Below are 19,229 nucleotides of genomic sequence, written 5' to 3'. Positions count from 1 at the left end.
ATTTGTTCTATCTTTGATTATAATTAAATTATATATGGCAAATTCATTAAATAAGGTAATGCTTATCGGGCATTTGGGAGACGAGGTTAAAATGCACTATTTTGAAGGGGGAAATTGTATAGGAAGATTTCCCGTTGCCACGAACGAATCATATAGCAACAGACAAACCGGAGAAAAAGTAACTACTACTGAGTGGCATAATGTTGTGGTAAGAAATAAGTTGGCTGAATTGTGCGAGAAATATTTGAGCAAGGGCGACCGGGTTTTTATAGAAGGAAAAATCAAGACGCGTCAATGGGAGCAGGAGGGCGTAAAAAGATACTCTACTGAAATCCATGCACTGGATATGACCTTTTTAACAACAAAAAAAGATCTGAATAACCCGGTTCCAAGTAACACTACTGAACCAATTGAAAACAAAACAACCAGTGCACCTCCTTTGAGTGACGCCGCGGATGACCTTCCGTTTTAATTTTTAAATTAGTATAAATTAAAATATTATTATTTGGATCCCGAACCCGCAAGTTTTTTTATGGCTATTGAATTAGGATGGCAAGCGACCATTGGTATTGCCTCATTGGTTATTCTTTTAGCAATTTCCGGCGTTATATCAGGTACTGAAGTAGCCTATTTTTCTCTTTCGAAGGCGGATCTGGAAAAAGAAAACAACAAAAATATCAATCAGGTTAAGGAATTGCTTGAAGGCCCTAAAAAGCTTTTGGCGACCATACTGATTTCTAATAATTTCATCAACATCCTTTTTATCCTCCTGTTTACCTATGTAGGTGATTATTACTTCGGCAACATGTCATCTGAGCTCCTTAAATTTCTTTTGGAAATTGTTCTTGTTACATTCCTGATCCTTTTGTTTGGTGAAGTCTTGCCAAAAATTTATGCCAGTAGAAACCCATATGGTTTTGCCGCTTTTATGGCGAAGCCCATGTTGTTTTTAAACTCTATGCTATCCTTTTTGAGCAGACCCCTATTGGCACTTACCAATATCGTGGAGAGGAAATTGAGTAAAAAGCAATCAGATTTTTCTGTGGAAGTATTATCCCAGGCCCTGGAACTAACTTCCAAAGGCGCCACAACACAAGAGGAGAAAAAGATTTTACAGGGCATTGTGAATTTTGGAAACACAGACACCTCTCAGATCATGTGCCCTCGAATGGATATTTTTGCCTTGTCATCAGATGAGGAATTTAATGTAATCACTGAAAAAATCATAAAAAAGGGACATTCCAGAATTCCTGTTTACAAAGAAAATATTGACACGATTATTGGTATCCTGTATACGAAAGACCTGATACCACATTTAAACAAGAAAAACTTTCAGTGGAAAAAAATTATCCGAGAAGCATTTTTTGTGCCTGAAAACAAAAAACTGGATGACCTTCTGAAAGAATTCCAGGAAATGAAAAATCACATGGCCATCGTGGTGGATGAATACGGAGGAACTTCAGGGCTGATTACCCTTGAGGACATTATTGAGGAAATCGTAGGTGACATCTCCGATGAGTTTGACCAAAATGATCTCTCCTATTCAAAACTGGACGAATTCAACTATGTTTTTGAAGGCAAAATAACCCTGAAAGATTTTTACAAAGTCCTTCAAGTTCAGGAAGTAATTTTTGAAGAGCATAAGCTCGAAGCTGAAACTCTGGCTGGATTCATTTTGGAAATTACGGGTAAGTTTCCTAAAAAGAATGACAAAATTTATTTTAAAAATTACACTTTTACAATTGAAGCCATAGATAAAAAAAGAATCAAGCAGGTCAAAGTTACCCTGCCCATGAAGAAAAAATAACCATGAAGATACCTATAGTTAAACTTGTTTTTATGATTTTCCTTTGCATCCCGGTGATGAATTCATGTAAAGAAGACTCATTGCCCAAGCCAAAGGCCCAGTTAAGACTGGAATATCCTTCCCCGGAATACGAAACCATTGTCACTGATTGCCCATATAGCTTTGATAAATCAATTGTTACTGATGTCAAAGTCAACAATAAATGCTGGGTAAACATAGACTATTACAACTTAAAAGCTTCGATCAATATGACTTACCGGCCGGTAGAAGAAAATTTAAAAGAGCTTTTTCTGGAAGCTGAAAAATTAACTTTCAATCATACGATAAAGGCAGATGGTATTAGCTCTACCCCATACGCAAACAAAGAGAGAAAAGTCTATGGCTCAATTTTTGAAGTCACCGGTAATGCCGCATCACCCATTCAGTTTCATGTGACTGACAGTACGCATCATTTTATAACAGGTGCAGTCTATTTTGATGTACAACCCAATTATGATTCTATCAGGCCTGCCATAAATTATTTGCAGAACGACATCATACGCATGATCGAATCAATGGAATGGAAAAACTAAAACTAATTCATTAACAATTTACATTGAGGAAAAAATATCTCTATACCAAAACGATTAGATTCTGGCTTCTTACTGGTCTTGTCATGCTTATAGGACAGGTAATACTTGGCGGAATAACAAGGCTTACAGGCTCAGGCTTATCAATTACCAGTTGGGACATTATTACAGGGGTGATCCCTCCCATGAACAAGCAACAATGGCTGGAGCTTTTCGAACTTTATAAGCAGACACCCCAGTTCCACAAGATCAATGCCGACTTTACTTTAAGGGATTTCAAATTCATCTACTTCTGGGAATATATGCACCGGCTTTGGGTCAGAACCCTTGGGATTATTTTTCTCATCCCTTTTATCATTTTTGTCATTCGTAGGCAAATAGACATTTTTCTGATCAAAAGACTTTCTTTGGTTGTGTTTTTGACTGCCCTGACGGCTTCTGCAGGATGGATTATGGTATTAAGCGGATTGGTTGACAGACCCTGGGTAAATGCCTACAAACTTACCTTGCATTTTATGTTGGCGGTATTGACCATCGGAGCCATGGTCAAATGCATAGCCGATGTGTATCTCATGGAAAACAAACCTAAAAAGGGACATACGAGATTTGTCATGATATTGCTGGCTTTCACAACTTTACAATTGATCTTTGCCGGATTGATGGCCGGAATGAGGGCCGGATTATATTATGCAAGCTGGCCTTCAATGAATGGAGCGTTTATTCCGGAGGTATTGCTTGACAAGAATAACTGGACATTACATAATCTAACAAATTATGATCGTTTTGCTTTTGCACCGGCTCTTGTTCAGTTTGTTCACAGGTTATTAGCGTATATCATATTACTGCTGACCGTTTATTTCTATCATAAAAAAAGGAATAAGGTTCATACAAGTGCCATCAAATGGTTAACTGTTTCTTACTTTCTGGTGGTATTTCAGGTTTTTTTGGGTATCATGACCCTTTTGAAGATTAAAACCGGAATCCCTCTTGTATATGGGACGTTGCATCAGTTAGTAGGCATTCTTTACGTTATCAGCCTTTTATTTTTATATTATTCTTTAAGAAAGAAAATTTCAATCTGGAGCAAAAAAAAGCTACCACAGGGGTAGCTTTTAAAACTTTATGAAGAAGACGTATTAAGCTTTACAGCTTCCGTCACATGATTTGCCGTCTTTGGCACATTTACCTTCACACTTTTTTACAGCAGTAGCCATTGCTTTTGCAGAATCAATTACTTTTTCTGCATCTGCTGCTACAGAGTCAACAGTTTTTTGTACATCTTCTGCAGCTCCTTCAACTGCATCAGCTGTAGCATCAGCAGCGTCTTCTACTGCATCAGCAGTAGCGTCAGCAGCATTTTCAACTGCATCCACAGCATCAGTTGCTTCTTTTTTAGTTTGGTCACATGAAAATGTAAGTGCACTTACTAAGGCAATTACAAAAATTCCTTTGATCAATTTCATAGTTGTTAATTTTAAGTTAATATTTAGCGCGCAATATACAGAAACAAATATGAAGAAATTCTGAAGTATCCCAGTTTAAAACACAAAAAACCTGAACGAATTCAGGTTTTTTTGATAAGAATAAGATCCGTTCTACAATTTTTCAACTTGAAATTTTACCGGAACCATAAAAGTAACTCCAATAGCTTCACCGGCTTCAGTGGCAGGCACCACCTGAGGAACTTTTGCCATTACTCTTTCCATTTCGGTCTCTAAGGCCTTATTTGGGGCCGTGATTCTCAATGTAGAAACCTTACCGGTCTTGTCAACATGAACGACACTTCGTATTTCATAATCCCCGGTTTTTAGGTTTGCTTCCTTTGCAAGCTCTTTATCAAATTCATTTTTCAAAAAACTAATAAAACTCTCCCTATTGCAAGCCCTGATTTCTTCAGAAGATCCTTCACATCCAGGATAAACAACTGGAGTATCGGCCAGCTCTTCAGCAATTACACCTTCAGGAACAGCCAAAGGTTCAAGACCCTTTGATTCAGCTTCAACACTTCCAGCAGCTTCTGATCCTTCTTCGGTCATTTCAACCGATGCATCATCCTGAACTTCTTCTTTTTTTGATTCCTTACAAGAAAAAGTAATCATACTCACTACAGCAAATACGAAAAATAATTTTACAATTTTCATTTTAAATAAGATTTGGTTAATGTTATAAACAAAATAAATACTTTCTGGGTTAAAAAACAATTTTAGAAACCCTTAATAAAGGATATCATCCATAAAAAAAAGGAGCTCGAAGAGTCCCTTTCAAAAAAAGATTCATACTTAAACCGGAAATTCTCAATTAATTCCAGGCTTGTATTTAAAACTCTGTCCTCCAACAGAAGCTTCAACCATTAATCCACCAATAGCTTTAGGGTTAAGTATAATTCGCAAATTTCTAATATTTCATTCTCAAAATGCATAAGTTATTGTATTTCGTCACTCTGAGGAACAACATCGATTTCCTCAATAGAGGCTACCGAGTAAATATCTCCTCCGGCTGTATTCTCAATAACAGCCTTAATCCTATCTTCATTTATTCTGTTCTGATCAAAACTTATAATGCCCGAGCTATCTTCAAATGAAATTTTAGCAAAAGTAACACCGTCAGCTTTATATAATTTTGACTGAATCAATCGGGCACATCCAATTTCGCAGGTCATGCCTTTGATATCAACTTTTACCTGTCGTATGTTTTGAGCAACGGCAGTTGTTTCAAAAGCTTCTTTTACTTCTTGTTTTGTTTCCTTTCTTGATTCACAAGAAATAAAAAACAACACTAACATCACTATCGGAAAAATTTTAATGAGTACTTTCACCTCTTCAATATTTATAATATTTGAACAAAAATAAGCATTATATTGATTACCCAAGCCACCTTAAACCATGAATAACAAACAATCAAGATGGTTTATACTGATTCTGCTGGCATTTATTTGGGGCAGTTCATTCATTTTGATGAAAAAAGCTCTGATATATTTAAGCCCTGTTCAAGTCGGATCCCTTAGAATTATTTTTACTGCTCTTACGCTTTTTGCCATCGGATTTAAAAATATTACTAAAGTTAATAAAAAGCAATGGTACTACATTGTCATAACTGCTTTTATCGGATCATTTTTCCCCGCATTTATGTTTGCTTTTGCGGTTCAAAAAATTGATAGTTCTGTTGTATCCATTCTTAATTCACTCACACCGCTTAATACCTTGCTCGTCGGAGCGCTTTTTTTTGGTTTTAGTTTTTTAAGAAAGCAACTTACAGGGGTGATCATTGGATTGATAGGGGCTTTGGTCCTTATTTTAAAAGGGGCAGAACTAAACCCTGATCAAAACTATTCTTATGCTGTATTAATCGTTTTTGCCTCCATTGGTTATGCTTTTAACGTGAATATCCTTAAAAAGCATCTCAATGACCTGAATGCGCTCACGATTGTTACCGGAAACTTCGTTGTTATATTTATCCCTGCTTTGATCGTACTTTGGTGGACCGGCTTTTTTGAACTAGTCTACATTGAGAAAGCTAAACCTTCCTTGCTTTACCTTTTACTATTGTCGGTTTTCGGAACAGCCATGGCAAAAACCTTGTTTAATAAGCTGATCCAAATGACATCCCCAATATTTTCAAGTTCGGTAACCTATCTTATTCCAATCGTTGCCCTGTTTTGGGGAGTAATAGATGGTGAAAGACTCTACTTTGGTCAATTTTTAGCAGGTACATTAATACTTCTCGGGGTATATCTAACCAATAAAGGAAAATGAACGGTCCGTGCATATGTGTGAACCAGATTCTTATGGAAATAATGCCTTTAAAAAGTTTTTACCATTTAATAAAAAGATGTATATTTGCACCCGCCTAAATGGAATGGGCAATAATTTTTATTTAAAGCAAAAACATAAATCCATGTACGCAATTGTAGAGATAGCAGGGCAGCAATTTAAAGTTGCTAAAGACCAAAAGGTTTTTGTTCATCGCTTGGAAGAGAAAGAAGGAGCGAAAGTTTCCTTTGACAAAGTTCTTTTACTTGATGATGGCAAAATTACTATTGGCGCCCCAGTTATAGAAAATGCAGTAGTAACTGCAAAAGTTCTGGGTCATCTTAAAGGTGATAAAGTAATCGTTTTCAAAAAGAAACGTAGAAAAGGTTTTAAAAAGAAAAATGGCCATCGCCAGTATCTTTCTGAAATCCAGATAGAAGGTATTTCAACTAAAGCTCCGGCCAAAAAAGCCGCTGCGAAAACTGAAGAATCAAAAGCTGAGGAAAAAGTAGCAGCTAAAAAAGTAGCTCCTGCGAAAAAAACAGCAACAAAAGAAGCAAAGGCTCCTGCGAAAAAAGCAGCTCCGAAAAAAGCAGCTCCAAAAGCAGCTTCTAAGCCAGCAGCTAAAAAACCAGCTGCAAAAAAAGAAGAAAGCCCAAAAAAATAAATTAATCCAGTAAAAATATTAGATCATGGCTCATAAAAAAGGTGTTGGTAGTTCTAAGAACGGTAGAGAATCAGAATCGAAACGATTAGGAGTAAAAATCTTTGGTGGTCAAGGCGCATTAGCTGGAAACATTCTAGTTCGTCAAAGAGGCACCAAACATCATCCGGGTGAAAATGTATATATGGGTAAAGACCATACCTTACATGCACAAGTAAATGGAATTGTAAAATTTACTAAGAAAAAAGACAATAGATCATATGTATCTATTGAACCAATTGAAGCTTAATTCTTGGTTAGAAAATTAAAAAAAGCCCTTGCACACGCAAGGGCTTTTTTTATGTTAAAAGATTTTCGGCATATTTCACCATTTGTATTTCATAAATTTTATTTTTGTTGATGATCATTCAATCGATTCTACATTGAGCACTTTAAAACGGTTTTTCAGGGATACTATTATTTACGGGATTGCCGCCGTTTTACCAAGGGCCATCAACATCATATTGGTGAAATTACATACCAATACCTTAGTGTCTGAAAAATATGCCGAAAGTACTATCTATTTTGTTTATGCGGCTTATTTCAACGCACTCCTTACTTACGGAATGGAAACTGCATTTTTCAGATTCTTTACAAAAGAAAAGGAAAAAGGCAAAGTAATTTCAACGGCATTTCTTAGCTTGCTCTTTACTACCCTTCTTTTTATGGTCATTGCTTTTGTTTTTAGTAAAACTATAGCTTTTTACCTGGGTTTTTCAAGCCCGCTGCCACTACAAATTTTGATTCTGGTTACAACATTTGACACTTTGGTGGTGATTCCCTTTGCTTATCTCAGGGTTAACAACCGGCCTATAAAATTTGCTTTTTACAAAGTATTGAACGTCGTCATTTTTGCAATTTTCAATTTGTATTTTCTTTTATATGTGCCCAATGCTTTGGCCCATGGAAATTATGTGCCAGGTTTTATTGCCAGTGGTTTTAGCAATAATCCTTTAGTGCTTTATATTTTCATCTCGAATTTAATCGCCAGCATTGTCACCTTTTTGCTTTTGTTCCCATTGGTCTTTAAATTCAAATTCAGATTTGATAAAAAAATACTCTACCAGATGCTGGCCTATGGAATACCCATCATGGTGAGCAGCCTGGCCTATGTAACAAATGAGAACCTCGACAAATTACTGCTTACCAAATATCTGGGCAAAGAACAAATGGGTATTTACGCCGCCTGTTATAAATTAGGTGTGTTTATGTCATTGTATATCATGGCGTTTAAAATGGGTGCTGAACCTTTCTTTTTTAATCAGGCCAAAGAAAAGAATGCAAGGCAAACCTATGCCAGGATTTTGAACTGGTTTATCGTTTTTGGTGCCCTGTTCATGATCATCATCGTGGGATTTATAGATCAGTTTGCCCTGCTGTTATTGGGAAAATCAGAATATTTTAATGCACTTGAAATTGTACCCGTGATTCTGTTGGCCAATTTGTTTCTTGGTATTTATTACAATCTTGCGGTATGGTTCAAACTCACCGATAAAACCCGTTATGGCATGTATTTTTCAATTATTGGGGCGCTTGTTACCATTGGTTTTAACGTTGTATTTATTCCAAAAATCGGGTATATGGCCTCGGCCTGGGCAACCTTAATCACTTATTGCTCTATTACATTGCTGAGTTATTTTTACGGAAAAAAATATTATCATATTCCTTATCCTTTAAAACCCATTTTTTTCACTTTATTGGTAACCATTGCGGGCAGTTATGTGTCATTTAGTTATTTTAGAGGCAATTATTTCATTTCAACTGCCATCATTCTGATTTTCTTAAGTATCACCATCTGGACTCAAAAATCTGAAATTAAACAAATATGGAAAACGTAATCATCAAGATCATCAACAAGTCAGCTCATCCTACCCCTGCATACGAAACGAGCTCATCTGCCGGGATGGACCTAAGAGCCAATCTAAGCGAAAATGTTACCCTCAAACCATTAGAAAGAGCTGTTGTTAAAACAGGCTTATTTATAGCCCTGCCTCCGGGCTTTGAAGCACAAGTACGGCCTAGAAGCGGACTGGCCGCTAAATTCGGCATAAGTGTACTGAATGCACCCGGCACTATTGATGCCGATTACAGGGGTGAAATTGGCGTCATTCTGGTCAATTTATCGAATGAAAACTTTAGTATAAATGACGGTGACAGGATCGCACAATTGATAATTGCAAGGTATGTACATACTAAATGGGAGGAAGTAAACGTTCTAGATGTGACCAAACGCGGACAAGGCGGATTTGGCAGCACAGGTATTTAAACAAAACAGAACACATTAAAAATATCCTTCTTTTGAAAATAATTAAATATATTTTAATATTCGCATTTGCACTCGGGTATGCCCAGGATAAAAATCAAGATAAACTGCTTGCTGCATCAACAGATGCCTGTGAGTGTATATCAGAAATCGAATCCTCACTGGAAAACAAAAATCAAAATATCCAGGCCTGTATCAAAAAATCGTTAGAAAATGCTGCTCAAGGTAGTACTGAACAGCAAAATCTTGACATGAATTATAAGATGGTGGAAAACTATTTGGTTCAACATTGTCAGCCACTTAAAGAGTTAGCCTTTACAGAAAACAAAAAATTTAAATACGCATCTTCTGATAACGTACTTGCACAACTAGCCTATGATGACGGGATGGAATACATCAATGACGGTGATATTGAAAATGCCATAATAAAATTCACAAAAGCAGTTGAGATTGATCCTAACTTTGCTTTTGCCTGGGACAATATGGGGATCAGTTACCGTAAAAACGAACAATACGAAAAAGCCATTGAGGCTTATTTAAAATCGCTTGAGATCTACCCAGAGGGTAGGCTTCCTTTGCTCAATATTGCAATAACCTATAATCTGAACAAACAATATCAAGAGGCCGTTACGTATTATAACAAATTCATCGAAATTTATTCTGAAGATCCAGAGGGGTACTATGGATTAGGTCTTATTTTATACACACATGATCAGGAAGAAGCCGGACTGGACCACCTGATCAGAGCCTATACTATTTATACTGCGCAGAATTCTCCTTACAGGGCTGATGCGGCAAAAAAAATCGGTTATATGTATAAGGATCTAAAAAATCAGGACAAACTTGAAGTCTTTAATAAAGTGGCAGATAAATACAATCTCAAGGTTCAAAATAATTAAGACCTCACCTTTTCGATCACATTATCAATTCTATCAATGGTTTTTTGGGGAATATACCTTTTCGTAGCCAGTATGATTCCGAAAACGATAAAAAAGATACCCAGAACATGACGGATCTTCCTTAAAACAACAGGTGTCAATTTTTCCTTTAACTGTTTAGCAGCAAGAATCTTAACAACATCCGTTAACAAAAACGTAATGATGACGACAGCGAAATAATTAAAGACCTTTCCCGAATCCACCTGAAAATTCGAACTTACCGCTATCACTACGGCCAGCCAAAAAGCCAGCATGCCAAAATTAATCGTATTTAAAAAAAATCCTTTAAGAAAGAGACCGGGATAATTGTTTGATTCAACGACTACCAAATCCTTGTCTGTAACTATCTTTTTGGTTTTTTGATAAAAAATAGTGTACAACCCATAACATACCAGCACAAAGCCTCCAATCATAAAAATCCTTGGATCGTCCTGTATTTTTTGTAAAATAGTAACACTCCCAAAATAAGAAATGGTAATAAACATTGCGTCGGCCAATACCACTCCAAGGTCAAATGTCAAAGCAGCACGAAATCCTTTGGTAATACTTGTTTCTATCAATGTAAAAAACACCGGCCCTACCATAAAGGCCAGTCCGAAACCTAATAATACCGCATTGATATATTCATTGATCATAGGGTAAAATTTAAATTTTCCAGAAAATACTATACGTCGTCGTAATCAATTTTTATAGTTGAGGTGGTGGGGTGAGCCTGACAGGTTAGAATCAAACCTTCCTCAATTTCATCAGCATCTAAAATAGTATTTCTTTCCATAAGCGCAGTGCCTTCAACAACTTTTGCCAGACAACTGCTGCAAACCCCTCCCTGACATGAGTAGGGAGCATCAAGGCCTTTGGCAATTGCAGCATCCAGTATAAGTTCATCCATCCTCATATCAAAAGTAGTTTCTTCATCATCGAGAACAACTGTAATCTCTACGTTTCCACTCAGTGATTTTGTGACTTCTTTTTTATAAGACGTTGCACTAAACAATTCCAGCTTTATAGCTTCTTCTTTTACGCCATTTTTCAACAGAACCTTCTTTGTATCATCGATCATTTCTTCAGGGCCACAAAGAAAATAAGTGTCAAAGTTATATCCCGAAAAATCAGATTTTAAAAGTCCTTTGACCATTTTACCGTCTATCCTGCCAAACAATGCCTTATCACTAATGATTTTACTGTAAACATATTGAACTTTCAACCTTCCTTCAGAGGAAGCCACCAATGAATCGAGTTCCTTTTTAAAAATGGTCTTATCACTTGATTTACTGCCATAAATTAAAGCAAATCTGCTTTTGCTTTCATTCTGCAGTACAGCCTTAATCATAGAGATGACAGGCGTGATACCGCTACCGGCGGCAATAGCCAAATAATCTTTTTGATGCTTCTCATTTGTCTCGAGAACAAATCGCCCTTCAGGGCCTGCAACATTCAGCAGGTCTCCTGGTTTTAAAACTTGATTGGCAAAGTGTGAAAACCTGCCTTTATCAACCTCCTTTATAGCCACTCTTAGTTCTCCGCTATCGGGAGAAGAACATATGGAATAGGCCCTTCTCAAAAGACTGTCCTGCAAATCTTTTTGAATTGTGATATACTGACCGGGTGAAAACCTGAATTCCTTTTCTAACTCATTGGGGACATCGAATGCCACTGATACGGCGTCGACAGTTTCTCTTCTTACCTCCTTTACGCGGAGTTGATGAAATATTGACATTGAAGCTTAATAATTTGTTTACAAAAATACGAAATTGTTTTACGATATCTGTAGTAATTAATTCCTAATGATGCTTCGAAATCTCATCAGAGAGCTCGTTGTTGTCCTTGTTGTTATAAGGAAAGTATTCTTTTAATTTATCTCCTGCATGGCGTATTCCTTTGACCAATCCGTCTTTGGAATTCCCTTTTACAAACTCGTTGATCACTTCATCCTTTATACTTTCCCAAAAGTTATCCGGAACTACCTTATCAATCCCTTCATCACCGATAATGGCAAATTTATGATCATCAACAGCGACATAAAATAAAACACCATTCTTATCAGCTGTTTTATCCATTCCCAATAGATAAAATAATTCCTGAGCCCTGGCAATAGGTTCCCTGTCGAGGCTCTTCTCCAAATGAACCCTGATTTCGCCAGACGTATTCCTTTCCGCTTCCTTGATAACTTCGATGATCTCTTGCTCCTCCTGGTTTGTTAAAAATTGTTCTACTTCCATAAGTTCCTACATGATAAAAAAGAAGCCAAAGAGATGCTTTGGCCCTAAGTTAATATGATCTGAGCATCAATTAAAATCTACTGTTGGCGCCTGTTCACTTCCGGGAGCAGCTTGAAATAATGCCATCGGCTCAAAATTTAAAAATCCGGCTACTATATTTGCAGGAAATTTTCTTACATAAACGTTGTAATCCCTTGCCTGTTCATTAAACCTATTTCTTTCAACATTGATACGGTTCTCGGTTCCCTCCAGTTGACTTTGCAATTCCAAAAAGTTTTGATTTGCTTTTAGATCCGGGTATCTCTCAACAACTACCATCAATCTGCTCAAGGCGCCTGATAGTGAATTTTGAGATTCCTGAAAAGCAGCCATTTGTTCAGGAGTGATATTCGAAGGGTCAATGGTTGTTTTTGTTGCATTGGCCCTAGCCTGGATGACAGCCTCCAAGGTCTCTTTTTCAAAATCAGCATAACCTTTAACTGTATTCACAAGATTAGGGATCAGGTCTGATCTTCTTTGATAGGCACTTTCTACGTTGGCCCATTGGGTTTTAGCAGTTTCCTGCTTTTCAACCATAGTGTTGTTCAAGCCAATACCCCATTGGAATATGCCAATAATGATCACTACGATAATAATTAAGGGAAGCCATTTTTTCATAATATTCTATTTAAATTTTAAAGTTGGTTCTTGTTAAATTTTAAAGTTGGTTCTTGATTTGAACAAGTTCGTTTTTGATCTCTTCCAGTCTCATAATAATCTTGTGCTTTGAAAAAACCTCATCCGGATTCTCCTTAAGTTTATTTTTGGCCCCTTCAAGGGTAAAACCCTTTTCTTTTACCAAATAATAAATCATTTTTAGATTTTCAAGATCTTCAGGGGTAAATAATCTGTTCCCTTTTTTATTTTTTTTTGGTTTAAGGACTTCAAATTCATTTTCCCAAAACCGAATCAATGAAGTGTTTACTCCAAAAGCCTTGGCCACTTCGCCAATTTTATAATATCTTTTATCCTTAAGGTCTATTTGCATTAGTCAAGTGATTGCCCTTCTTGCGAAGCCATTTTTAACATTTCCTGAAACTCTTGTGGTGACAAATCACCATAGTAAAAATTGATAGGATTAACTTGTTGTTTGTTATAGCGGACCTCATAATGCAAATGAGGTGCCTGAGAGCGACCGGTGCTTCCGACGTAACCAATCAGGTCACCCCTTTTAACTTTCTGCCCTCTTTTTACATTGTATTTTGAAAGGTGCCCGTAAAGGGTTATATAACCAAACCCATGGTCTATCCTGATATGTTTGCCATAACCGGAAGAGTTTGAATCTGCTCTTAACACTTTTCCGTTACCCGTTGCATAAACAGGTGTTCCCCTTGGAGATGTAAAATCCATCCCTTTATGCCTTTTTCGCGCCTTGGTAAAAGGATCCAGCCTCCATCCAAAACCTGAAGCCATTCTTGTAAGGTCCTGTTTACTCACGGGCTGAATCGCAGGTATTGAAGCCAGCAGTTCTTCTTTGTCTTTGGCAAGATCAATGATCTCGTCTAATGATTTGGACTGAACATATAATTGTTTCGAAAGAATGTCCAGGTCTCTTCTCGCATTAATGATCATTTGAGAATTGTCAAATCCTTCCATGGACTTATAACGGTTCACTCCTCCAAACCCTGCTTTTCTCTGCTCTTCGGGAATGGGATTGGCTTCAAAATAAGTCCTGTAAATATTATTATCCCTTTTTTGAATTCCATCAAGTACTTCCTCTGCCTGGGCCATTTTCTTTTCCAACAGCTCATAATGAAGTTTCATGTTCTCCAATTCACGCTTAAGCACTTTCTGCTTTGGAGATTCAACGAACTGGTACATAAAAAAAACGATCAATCCTCCCATCATGGCCGAAGCCACAACAAAAACCATCATTTTTCTGAATTTATCTCGCTTCCTAAGCTCTATTTTCCTATAAGATAAGGTATCAGAATCGTAATAATATTTTACCTTCGCCATAATTATAAATATACTATTTTTGCAACTAAAATTGGCCTAGATCAGCTGCAGAAAAAACAAATTTACAATTTTTTTTTGTCTCTGATATATCTCAAAGATATCGCTTCTAATAAAATTTTATGACTTCACAGGAAATCAGAAAACAATTTTTGAACTTCTTTGCTTCCAAACAGCATGAAATAGTTCAGTCGGCTCCGCTGGTCAACAAAAACGACCCAAGCCTTATGTTCGTCAATGCAGGGATGAATCCATTTAAAGAATTTTTTCTCGGACAGAAAGAACCGGTTTATCCAAGAGTTGCTGATACTCAAAAATGCTTAAGGGTTTCGGGAAAACACAATGATCTTGAAGAGGTTGGGATGGATACGTATCACCATACCATGTTTGAGATGCTGGGCAACTGGAGCTTTGGCGACTACTTTAAAGAAGAAGCTATTGCCTGGGCCTGGGAACTTTTGACTGAAGTTTTTAAAATTGACAAAAACAGCCTTTATGTGACCGTATTTGAGGGAGACAAAGAAGATCAGCTTGATTTTGATCATGAGGCCTATGATTTTTGGAAAAAACATATACCTGCCGAAAGGATCCTTAAAGGAAATAAAAAAGACAACTTTTGGGAAATGGGCGCCCAGGGACCTTGCGGCCCCTGCAGTGAAATTCATATAGATATCAGGTCTGACGAAGAGAAAGCCCTAACACCGGGTAAAGACCTGGTCAATATGGATCATCCTTTGGTTATTGAAATATGGAACCTCGTTTTTATGGAATTCAACCGAAGAGCCAATGGTTCTTTGGAGAAGCTCCCCGAAAAACATGTTGATACGGGGATGGGTTTTGAAAGGCTTTGTATGGTCATACAAAAAGTACAGTCAAATTATGATACGGATGTTTTTCATCCGATCATCAGAGAGATTGAGACGATTACCGATACTGTTTATGGCAAGAATGAAAAGACAGATGTTGCTATTCGCGTTATAGCAGACCATGTTAGAGCGGTGGCCTTTGCCATTGCAGACGGTCAATTGCCTTCTAATACCGGTGCCGGATATGTAATCAGGAGAATCCTGAGACGAGCCATCCGTTACGGCTTTACTTTTCTAAACAAAAAAGAGCCTTTTATTTATCAGCTTGCAAATGTTCTTGAATCGCAAATGGGTGAAAATTTTCCTGAAATAGTGTCTCAGAAAAACCTGATTCACAATGTGATCAAAGAAGAAGAACATTCGTTTTTAAGAACACTTGATCAGGGCCTTATCCTGCTTGACTCCATCATCTCAAACACTACAGAGAAACGTATTTCAGGAAAGAAAGCATTTGAGTTATATGACACTTACGGTTTCCCGAAAGACCTTACGTCATTGATTTTAAGGGAAAGGAATATGGATTTTGACGAAGCTGAATTCGATAAGGAAATGTCAAAACAGAAATCGCGTTCAAGGGCAGCTGCCGCTGTGGATACCGATGACTGGAATATCCTTTCGGATGACGTGGAACAGGAATTTATAGGCTATGATTATTTACAGGCTGACGTCAAAATTACGAGATACAGAAAAGTGTCATCTAAAAAAGATGGCGACATGTACCAGCTGGTTTTTAATTTGACGCCCTTTTATCCCGAAGGAGGCGGACAGGCCGGAGACAAGGGCTATCTGGAATTGAGCAATGGCAATGTAATCTATATTTTAGATACCAAGAAAGAAAACAACCTGATTCTTCACTATGTCAGAAGCCTTCCTGAGGATCCCACGCAAAAATTCAAAGCAATTGTGGATCGGGAATATCGTTCCAGAATAATGTCTAACCATACGGCTACGCATTTATTGCATCAAGCCCTGCGTACAGTGCTCGGCACCCATGTGGAACAAAAAGGATCCGCAGTTCATTCTAAAGGCCTTAGGTTTGATTTTTCGCATTTTTCAAAACTGAGTCCAGAAGAATTGAAAAGCATTGAAAATTTTGTAAATGCAAGAATTCAGGAAAATATTTCGCTCGAGGAAAACAGGAATGTTCCTTTAGAAGAAGCGAAAAAATCGGGAGCCATAATGCTTTTTGGTGAAAAATACGGGGATACCGTAAGAACAATTAAATTTGGGCAATCAACTGAGCTTTGCGGTGGGTCACATGTAAAAAATACCGGGGATATCTGGCATTTTAAGATCATGAGTGAAAGTGCGATAGCTTCAGGAATCAGGAGGATAGAAGCCATTACCAATGACGCTGCAAGGGACTATTATTTTGAACAGGACGAGGCTTATGGAAAAATAAAAGCCGTACTTAAAAACCCCGCTGACCTTTTGAAATCTGTACAAAATCTGCAAGAGGAAAACAACAAGCTAAAAAAGGAAATTGAACAGTTAAATAAATTGAAAGCGGCATCTTTTAAAGACGACCTGATCAAAAACAAAAAAGAGATCAACGGTGTTAATTTTATCGGGGCGCTGCTTGACACTGACGCCGGTTCCATGAAAAATATCGCCTTTGAAATTGCGGGAGAAATTGACAACCTGTTCTTTATCGGAGGTTCAAACCTCGACGGAAAGGCAATCTTAACTATTTATATTTCTAAAAACCTGGTTGAAACCAAAAGTTTACACGCCGGTAATATTATTCGCGAACTTGGAAAATTCATCCAGGGAGGAGGCGGTGGCCAGCCGTTTTTCGCCACTGCGGGAGGAAAAAACCCTTCAGGCCTGAAACAGGCATTGGATGAGGCTGAAAAGATACTTGAAAATTAAAATGTTTGGGCAAAAGCACATAATCGGAACTATCGTTTGTTTGATTTCCTTATTGGGGTTTTCCCAATCAGGAGAAGTTGATATTGTTACACTTAGTTATAAAGACACCCTAGAACTTGATTTTTACAGTTTTCAATCAGGAAATAAAAAAGCTCCCCCTCTATTGGTCCTGATGCATGGCGGTGGTTTTGAATCGGGTAACAGAGACGGTAAATATGAGCGTGATTTCTGTACGAGTATGGCAGAAAAAGGTTATGCCGTGGCTTCCATTAGTTACAGGTTAACCCGAAAGGGTGATCCGTTCAATTGCGATTGTGATACCGAAAAAAAAATAAACTCATTTGTGGCTGCATCAGAAGATCTTTCTGAAGCGCTTCAATTTATGAAGAAGGAAAGCGATCTTGTTTTTGACAGAGATACGATTGTTCTCATTGGAAGCAGTGCAGGCGCTGAAGCTGTGTTGCATACTGCTTTTATGGCTAGTGATTATCGATTCAGCCATCTTCCTGAAATTCATATTTCGGGAGTGATCTCGTTTTCAGGAGCTGTTTCCAATGCCGCATATATCACTAATAAAAACGCTGTCCCGTCTTTATTTATTCATGGAAAAAAAGATGAACTTGTGCCCTATGCAACTGCTCCTCACCACTATTGCGAAGCAGGCCGTACCGGTTACCTCATGCTTGACGGCCCTGAGACAATCACCGGTAATTTAAAAAAACAAGGCACTTCTTTTATACTTGCTTTCGATCCTGAGGGAAATCACGATTGGGCAGATGACGCTTATTTACAAACTGACCTGGTCAACAGGTTTATACAAGACCTCATTCTTGATAAAAAGTTTGTTCAGGCTTATATCCGGCTTGAAACCAACGATCAGAACATTGATACGACCAACAAACAGAAATGAAATTCAGAACCGAGATAAAATGTATACCGGGATCGGTTAAAATTGACTACCAGTCGAATGTGGTCTTGCTGGGATCTTGCTTTTCGGAACATATGGTAGAGAAATTTAATTATTTCAAATTCAACACATATGCCAACCCTTTCGGTATTCTTTTTCATCCCAGGGCGATAGAAACAGCTGTTCAAAAATGTGTGAATCAGACCTTTTACGGTCAAAATGATTTGCTGCAATACGGAGAGGCATGGATCAGTCTTGATCATCACAGTAGCTTTGACCAAAGAGATCCACAGCTTGTTCTCCAAGGGATCAATAATGAAATAGAAATCGGATATCAGGAACTTAAAAGGGCTTCACATGTGATCATTACCTTAGGCACTTCCTGGGTTTACAGGTGGAAAAAGGATGGACGTATTGTTGGGAATTGTCATAAGATCCCACAGAAATATTTCACCAAAGAACTCCTTACTTCCCGTGAGATCCAGATAAGTTTAAGGCAAATCATCACTTATGTGAGAAGCATTAATAAAAAAGCGTCTTTTATTTTTACCCTAAGCCCTGTGAGGCACCTCAAAGATGGTTTTACTGAAAATACTTTGAGTAAAGCATTATTGTATGCAGCCATACAGGCATTAAAAGAAGATGGTTTGGCAGCTTATTTTCCTGCATTTGAAATCATGATGGATGACCTTAGAGATTACAGGTTTTATAAAAGTGATCTGGTTCATCCTAATGAAATGGCAGTTGACTATATCTGGGAATTGTTTAAAAATTCATGGATCAGTGAAAGTTCTATTAGAACGATGGTTCAAATAGAAGATATTCAAAAATCATTGTCGCATAAACCGTTTGATCCTGAATCTGAGGCCCATAAAAAATTCCTCAGAAGCCTGGAACTTAAAATTGAACATCTTCAAACCAGATACCCTCAGATAAATTTCAAAAAAAAAGGAAGTGACTAACACTCCCTTTTTTTAAAAGATTTTCAACACCTTATTTGATGCAATTCACAACGTTGCCCCATGGCCCTCCGTTGATAGCATCGATACCATGTTGTTTGAGTATGGTAGCAGCTGAGCCGCTTCTGGCACCACTCCTGCAACAGGTAATTACCGGCTTATTCAAAGCGGCTATCTCCTGTAAATAGCTTCCGATGGTATTCAAAGGGATATTCTTTGATCCCTGTACATGTCCTTCTTCAAATTCCTCAATCGTTCTCACATCAATAACCACTGCACCTTTTTCAAGATACTGCTCAACCAGATCAACGCTTGTACTTCCTCCGAATAAATTAAATATTCCCATATTGTTTTATGAATTACAAATTTCCTGCAAAGGTCT

23 protein-coding genes are annotated in these 19,229 nt (G+C 37.6%); 13 read left to right on the top strand and 10 right to left on the bottom strand.

Features of this window, described 5'->3' with window-relative positions:
- The first annotated feature begins 34 nt into the window (after positions 1–34).
- Genes AABB81_RS15765 through AABB81_RS15750 form a run of 4 tightly spaced genes read left to right on the top strand, consistent with a single transcriptional unit; the run spans position 35 to position 3,485 of the window.
- The gene (locus AABB81_RS15765) at positions 35–472 is read left to right on the top strand and encodes a single-stranded DNA-binding protein (protein WP_342161527.1); all 438 of its coding nucleotides are present in this window, start codon (positions 35–37) and stop codon (positions 470–472) included.
- Between the two features lie 33 nt (positions 473–505).
- Complete coding sequence (gene gldE, locus AABB81_RS15760; RefSeq protein ID WP_342161526.1) at positions 506–1,807, top strand: gliding motility-associated protein GldE; 1,302 nt, start codon at positions 506–508, stop codon at positions 1,805–1,807.
- 2 nt (positions 1,808–1,809) lie between these two features.
- On the top strand, positions 1,810–2,379 hold the full coding sequence (gene gldD / locus AABB81_RS15755) for a gliding motility lipoprotein GldD (RefSeq protein ID WP_342161525.1): 570 nt from the start codon (positions 1,810–1,812) through the stop codon (positions 2,377–2,379).
- 23 nt (positions 2,380–2,402) lie between these two features.
- On the top strand, positions 2,403–3,485 hold the full coding sequence (locus AABB81_RS15750; RefSeq protein WP_342161524.1) for a COX15/CtaA family protein: 1,083 nt from the start codon (positions 2,403–2,405) through the stop codon (positions 3,483–3,485).
- Between the two features lie 27 nt (positions 3,486–3,512).
- Here AABB81_RS15750 and AABB81_RS15745 read toward each other — a convergent pair whose 3' ends face one another.
- The 3 genes from AABB81_RS15745 to AABB81_RS15735 all read right to left on the bottom strand — a co-directional run bounded on the left by AABB81_RS15745 (position 3,513) and on the right by AABB81_RS15735 (position 5,191).
- Entirely contained in the window at positions 3,513–3,839 is a 327-nt protein-coding gene (locus AABB81_RS15745) for a hypothetical protein (protein WP_342161523.1), read from the bottom strand.
- A gap of 132 nt (positions 3,840–3,971) precedes the next feature.
- Positions 3,972–4,517, bottom strand: a complete 546-nt coding sequence (locus tag AABB81_RS15740) for a hypothetical protein (RefSeq protein ID WP_342161522.1) — start codon at positions 4,515–4,517, stop codon at positions 3,972–3,974.
- Between the two features lie 281 nt (positions 4,518–4,798).
- Positions 4,799–5,191 carry a heavy-metal-associated domain-containing protein gene (locus AABB81_RS15735; RefSeq protein WP_342161521.1) on the bottom strand — a complete coding sequence of 131 codons (393 nt, stop codon included), beginning with the start codon at positions 5,189–5,191 and terminating at the stop codon, positions 4,799–4,801.
- 67 nt (positions 5,192–5,258) lie between these two features.
- Between AABB81_RS15735 and AABB81_RS15730 the strand changes: the two genes are divergently transcribed.
- The 6 genes from AABB81_RS15730 (at position 5,259) to AABB81_RS15705 (ending at position 9,990) form a co-directional block, all read left to right on the top strand.
- Complete coding sequence (locus AABB81_RS15730; protein ID WP_342161520.1) at positions 5,259–6,128, top strand: DMT family transporter; 870 nt, start codon at positions 5,259–5,261, stop codon at positions 6,126–6,128.
- A 13-nt stretch (positions 6,129–6,141) separates the two neighbouring features.
- Positions 6,142–6,792, top strand: a complete 651-nt coding sequence (gene rplU, locus AABB81_RS15725; protein WP_425287350.1) for a 50S ribosomal protein L21 — start codon at positions 6,142–6,144, stop codon at positions 6,790–6,792.
- 25 nt (positions 6,793–6,817) lie between these two features.
- Complete coding sequence (gene rpmA, locus AABB81_RS15720; RefSeq protein ID WP_342161519.1) at positions 6,818–7,078, top strand: 50S ribosomal protein L27; 261 nt, start codon at positions 6,818–6,820, stop codon at positions 7,076–7,078.
- A 133-nt stretch (positions 7,079–7,211) separates the two neighbouring features.
- On the top strand, positions 7,212–8,666 hold the full coding sequence (locus AABB81_RS15715; RefSeq protein ID WP_342161518.1) for a lipopolysaccharide biosynthesis protein: 1,455 nt from the start codon (positions 7,212–7,214) through the stop codon (positions 8,664–8,666).
- Positions 8,654–9,094: a dUTP diphosphatase gene (gene dut, locus AABB81_RS15710; protein ID WP_342161517.1), complete on the top strand. Its 441-nt coding sequence runs from the start codon at positions 8,654–8,656 to the stop codon at positions 9,092–9,094. The genes AABB81_RS15715 and dut overlap by 13 nt, the downstream gene beginning before the upstream one ends.
- Positions 9,095–9,126: 32 nt before the next feature.
- Positions 9,127–9,990 carry a tetratricopeptide repeat protein gene (locus AABB81_RS15705; RefSeq protein WP_342161516.1) on the top strand — a complete coding sequence of 288 codons (864 nt, stop codon included), beginning with the start codon at positions 9,127–9,129 and terminating at the stop codon, positions 9,988–9,990.
- Here the strand turns inward: AABB81_RS15705 and AABB81_RS15700 are convergent.
- From AABB81_RS15700 to AABB81_RS15675, 6 genes are all read right to left on the bottom strand, one after another.
- Positions 9,987–10,664, bottom strand: a complete 678-nt coding sequence (locus AABB81_RS15700) for a LysE family translocator (RefSeq protein WP_342161515.1) — start codon at positions 10,662–10,664, stop codon at positions 9,987–9,989. The two genes, AABB81_RS15705 and AABB81_RS15700, sit on opposite strands and share 4 nt — an antisense overlap.
- 29 nt (positions 10,665–10,693) lie before the next feature.
- A complete protein-coding gene (locus AABB81_RS15695) occupies positions 10,694–11,746 on the bottom strand; it encodes a 2Fe-2S iron-sulfur cluster-binding protein (RefSeq protein ID WP_342161514.1) in 1,053 nt (350 codons plus the stop codon).
- Positions 11,747–11,810: 64 nt separating this feature from the next.
- A complete protein-coding gene (locus tag AABB81_RS15690) occupies positions 11,811–12,248 on the bottom strand; it encodes a TPM domain-containing protein (RefSeq protein ID WP_342161513.1) in 438 nt (145 codons plus the stop codon).
- Positions 12,249–12,314: 66 nt separating this feature from the next.
- Positions 12,315–12,905, bottom strand: coding sequence for a LemA family protein (locus AABB81_RS15685; RefSeq protein WP_342161512.1), 591 nt, complete (start codon positions 12,903–12,905; stop codon positions 12,315–12,317).
- Positions 12,906–12,945: 40 nt separating this feature from the next.
- Complete coding sequence (locus AABB81_RS15680; RefSeq protein WP_342161511.1) at positions 12,946–13,275, bottom strand: MerR family transcriptional regulator; 330 nt, start codon at positions 13,273–13,275, stop codon at positions 12,946–12,948.
- Positions 13,275–14,246 (bottom strand): M23 family metallopeptidase, encoded by a 972-nt coding sequence (locus tag AABB81_RS15675; protein WP_342161510.1) that lies wholly within the window; start codon positions 14,244–14,246, stop codon positions 13,275–13,277. The genes AABB81_RS15680 and AABB81_RS15675 overlap by 1 nt, the downstream gene beginning before the upstream one ends.
- Before the next feature lie 119 nt (positions 14,247–14,365).
- Between AABB81_RS15675 and alaS the strand changes: the two genes are divergently transcribed.
- Genes alaS through AABB81_RS15660 form a run of 3 tightly spaced genes read left to right on the top strand, consistent with a single transcriptional unit; the run spans position 14,366 to position 18,850 of the window.
- A complete protein-coding gene (alaS, locus tag AABB81_RS15670; protein WP_342161509.1) occupies positions 14,366–16,981 on the top strand; it encodes an alanine--tRNA ligase in 2,616 nt (871 codons plus the stop codon).
- Positions 16,953–17,891 carry a carboxylesterase family protein gene (locus AABB81_RS15665; protein ID WP_342161508.1) on the top strand — a complete coding sequence of 313 codons (939 nt, stop codon included), beginning with the start codon at positions 16,953–16,955 and terminating at the stop codon, positions 17,889–17,891. The genes alaS and AABB81_RS15665 overlap by 29 nt, the downstream gene beginning before the upstream one ends.
- Entirely contained in the window at positions 17,888–18,850 is a 963-nt protein-coding gene (locus AABB81_RS15660; protein ID WP_342161507.1) for a GSCFA domain-containing protein, read from the top strand. The genes AABB81_RS15665 and AABB81_RS15660 overlap by 4 nt, the downstream gene beginning before the upstream one ends.
- Positions 18,851–18,881: 31 nt before the next feature.
- Here the strand turns inward: AABB81_RS15660 and AABB81_RS15655 are convergent, their stop codons facing one another.
- Entirely contained in the window at positions 18,882–19,193 is a 312-nt protein-coding gene (locus tag AABB81_RS15655; RefSeq protein WP_342161506.1) for a rhodanese-like domain-containing protein, read from the bottom strand.
- Positions 19,194–19,229 lie beyond the last annotated feature (36 nt).

This window comes from Lutimonas vermicola, assembly GCF_038433205.1.
Lineage (GTDB): Bacteria > Bacteroidota > Bacteroidia > Flavobacteriales > Flavobacteriaceae > Lutimonas > Lutimonas vermicola.
The sequence above is the reverse complement of the archived record's forward strand: the minus strand, read 5'-3'. Positions and strand labels throughout refer to the sequence as shown.